Here is a 3,707-nt window from a genome sequence, read left to right as displayed (position 1 = left end):
CCCACAGGGGACAGTGAACAACCTGTGGGAGCTAGCCTGCTGGCGATGGCGGTCGTACAGACGCTAAAAAGTTGTCAGAAGAGAATCTTCGCCACATCTGCAAAACGCTTGGCGAAATGCACGGTAATCCCTTCTTTCAGGTAATCCGGCAGTTCCTCAAAACTCCCTCGGTTAGGCTCCGGCAAAATCAACTCAAAGATCTTCTGCCGCCGTGCCGCAATCACCTTCTCGCGCACCCCGCCAATCGGCAGTACATGCCCGGTCAACGTCAGTTCGCCGGTCATGGCCACGCCTTTTTTCGGCGGCTGGTTGCGTGCAAGCGAGAGCAGGGCGCTGGCCATGGTCACGCCGGCGCTTGGGCCGTCTTTCGGGGTGGCGCCTTCCGGGACGTGCAGGTGGACGAAGGCTTCGTCGAAGAACTTCGGATCACCACCGAACGACTTCAGATTCGAGCTGACGTAGCTGTAGGCGATTTCCGCCGACTCTTTCATCACATCGCCCAGTTGCCCGGTGAGTTTGAAACCACGGTTCAGCGTGTGGATGCGCGTGGCTTCTATCGGCAAGGTCGCGCCGCCCATGCTGGTCCAGGCAAGACCGGTGATAACACCGGTGCCGGACAGGACTTGCTCGTTGCGGAACACCGGATGACCGAGTGAGACTTCAAGATCTTTCGGGCCGAGTTTGATCACCGCTTTGGGGGCGTCGATCAACTTCACCACGGCTTTGCGCACCAGTTTGCCCAGTTGTTTCTCCAACTGACGCACGCCGGCTTCACGGGCATAACCGTCGATCAATGCTTTGAGGGCGCTGTCGCTGATGCTCAGGCTGCCTTTGGACACACCGGCCTTTTCCAGCTGCTTGGGCCACAGGTGGCGCTTGGCGATGGCGATTTTTTCTTCGGTGATGTAACCCGACAGGCGAATCACTTCCATGCGGTCCAGCAATGGGCCGGGGATCGAGTCCAGGGTGTTGGCGGTGCACACGAACAGCACTTTCGACAGGTCCAGACGCAGGTCCAGGTAGTGGTCGAGAAATTCGACGTTCTGTTCCGGATCGAGGGTTTCCAGCAGCGCCGAGGCAGGGTCGCCCTGGTAGCTTTGGCCCATCTTGTCGATCTCGTCGAGCATGATCACCGGGTTCATCACTTCGACGTCTTTGAGCGCCTGCACCAGTTTGCCCGGTTGCGCGCCGATGTACGTGCGGCGATGACCTTTGATCTCGGCTTCATCGCGCATGCCGCCGAGGCTGAAACGGTAGAACGGCCGGCCCAGGGATTCGGCAATGGATTTGCCGACACTGGTTTTACCCACGCCCGGTGGGCCGACCAGCAACACGATGGAACCGCTGATCTCGCCTTTGTAAGCTCCGACCGCGAGGAATTCGAGGATGCGGTCCTTGATGTCGTCGAGACCGGCGTGGTGTTTGTCCAGCACCTTGCGCGCGTGCTTGAGGTCGAGTTTGTCCTCGCCGTACACGCCCCACGGCACCGAGGTCGCCCAGTCTAGATAGTTGCGGGTGACCGCGTACTCCGGTGAGCCGGTTTCGAGGATCGACAGTTTGTTCATTTCCTCTTCGATGCGTTTCTGCGCCTGCGGCGAGAGGACTTTACCGGTCAGGCGTTGCTCGAACTGCTCGATGTCGGCGCTGCGGTCGTCCTTGGTCAATCCCAGCTCTTGCTGAATGACCTTGAGTTGTTCCTTGAGGAAAAACTCGCGCTGATGCTCGCCGATCTTGCGATTAACTTCGGCGGAAATCTCTTTTTGCAGGCGTGCGACTTCGACTTCCTTGCGCAGCATCGGCAGGACTTTTTCCATGCGCTTGAGCATGGGCACGCAATCGAGCACTTCTTGCAGCTCACTGCCGGTGGCCGAGGTCAGGGCGGCGGCGAAGTCGGTCAGTGGCGACGGATCGTTGGGGCTGAAGCGGTTGAGGTAGTTTTTCAGCTCTTCGCTGTACAGCGGGTTGAGCGGCAGCAGTTCCTTGATCGCGTTGATCAGCGCCATGCCGTAGGCCTTGACCTCGTCGGTCGGCTCGGTCGGCTGGTGCGGGTATTCGACTTCCACCAGGTACGGCGGGCGGTGGTGCTTGAGCCAGGTTTTGATGCGCACCCGGGTCAGGCCCTGGGCGACGAATTGCAGTTTGCCGTTTTCACGACTGGCGTGGTGCACCTTGACCAGCGTGCCGTACTCCGGCAATGCGCCGGTATTGAAATGACGCGGGTCTTCCTGAGGCGAGTCCATGTAGAACAGGGCCAGGGAGTGGTGATCGGCTTTGCTGACCAGGTCCAGTGTCTCGGCCCACGGTTCTTCGTTGACTATGACCGGCAGCACTTGGGCCGGGAAGAACGGGCGGTTGTGGATCGGGATGATGTAGACCTTGTCCGGCAGGTTCTGGCCGGGCAGGGCGAGGCCTTTGCCGGTGGAGTGGTGTTCGGTGTGCTCGGTGTCGGTGTCGGTGTCGTCGCTTGGGTCTTCGGGGAATTCTTGCTGGTCGCTCATGGGGCACCTGCGCATTGGGTATGGGTGTTAGATGGGGCAGGTGGGGGGTGGTTTCAATGGTTCGGGATGTTTCCGGGTGTGTGTTCAGGGTTTGGACAGGTTGCTTTTGACTTGGCGGCCTTCGGGTCGACCATGTTGTTGTTTTTGGTGTACATATCCGTTTCTGCGGTAACGGCCACTTAGGGTTTCGCCCTTACGGCGCCTCACTTTTTTTTCAAACGGCAAACGCCAAAAAAAAGTAAGCAAAAAAAGGCTCGCCCCGAGCGTCCGGCCCCTCGCTAAGGCTCGGCGTTCCTTCGCTCCGGTATCCATCCGGGGACACTGCCCTCCGGTCGGCTCCGCTTCGACCTACATGCAGCGTGTTCGACTGCGTCGAACGGCGCTACGCGCCACTCCCCGGATGAACACCTCCACTCAGCCTCCCGAAGGGGCGGGTGGATCAAGATCAAGAGCTGCAGGCGAGCTAACGCTCGGCCTGATGAGTGGTGAAGAGCGGCGGGTGTACGTCGATTCATTGTGGGAGCGAGCCTGCTCGCGATAGCGGATTAACATTCAACATCGATGTCGACTGATTCACCTTCATCGCGAGCAGGCTCACTCCCGCAGGGGATTGGTTTCTGCTGGGGGATYAGCGGTGTTGCGTGGRTTTTGGSAGKTCGAGGTTATCCAGCATCCGGTTCACCGCCAGTTCTGCCAGCATGACGATTTGCTGGATCGCCATGGCCGTGTTGCGGTGCGGGCCTTCCAGATAGCCGGCAAAATCGCCGGCCATCACACTGGCCTGGGCCAGCGATTCACAGGTGTGGGCCAGCAGGTCYTCGTCTTTGAGGTCCGGTGCGAGCATGAACATCGTGCTGGGTTTGCGGGTGGGCGGTGATTTGAGCGCGGCGGGGTTGAGGTAGTGATTCAACGCGCGTTCGGCAGCGTCGTGAAATTTTTTGGAATCGATGGATTCGTAGGGGGAAACGTCGTCGGTTTCCGGGGGATTTGGTGTTTCTTTGATCATGGTGAAGCTCCAAGTAAGTAATGGAGCTGCCACTAATCGCCGCGACGCGATGGAAGGTGGCAGCTGTACGCAGGTTCGCGGACCGAGCACTTGGTAAACCCGGCATACCCGAAGGTATCCCGCGCACAGCCACCATGAGACCAGTCGACAAACTCAGAAGGTGAGTCGATTGGGGGCGGTGATTATGCACCAAGTAAGCTAAT

The 3,707-nt window shown here is 59.1% G+C and carries 2 protein-coding genes; both read right to left on the bottom strand.

The genetic code is table 11. The features are described 5' to 3' along the window. Positions 1–74 precede the first annotated feature (74 nt). On the bottom strand, positions 75–2,498 hold the full coding sequence (lon, locus tag AC1DRJ_RS21510; RefSeq protein ID WP_477803913.1) for an endopeptidase La: 2,424 nt from the start codon (positions 2,496–2,498) through the stop codon (positions 75–77). A 628-nt stretch (positions 2,499–3,126) separates the two neighbouring features. After that, the gene (locus AC1DRJ_RS21505) at positions 3,127–3,504 is read right to left on the bottom strand and encodes a DUF6124 family protein (protein ID WP_477803914.1); all 378 of its coding nucleotides are present in this window, start codon (positions 3,502–3,504) and stop codon (positions 3,127–3,129) included. Between the last annotated feature and the right edge of the window lie 203 nt (positions 3,505–3,707).

The sequence above is a fragment of the Pseudomonas sp. P5_B2 genome (genome assembly GCF_056400445.1).
The sequence above is the reverse complement of the archived record's forward strand: the minus strand, read 5'-3'. Positions and strand labels throughout refer to the sequence as shown.

Excerpts from the sequence above, each read along its gene's own strand:
- lon (WP_477803913.1), bottom strand. The coding sequence starts at position 2,498 with ATGAGCGACCAGCAAGAATTCCCCGAAGACCCAAGCGACGACACCGAC.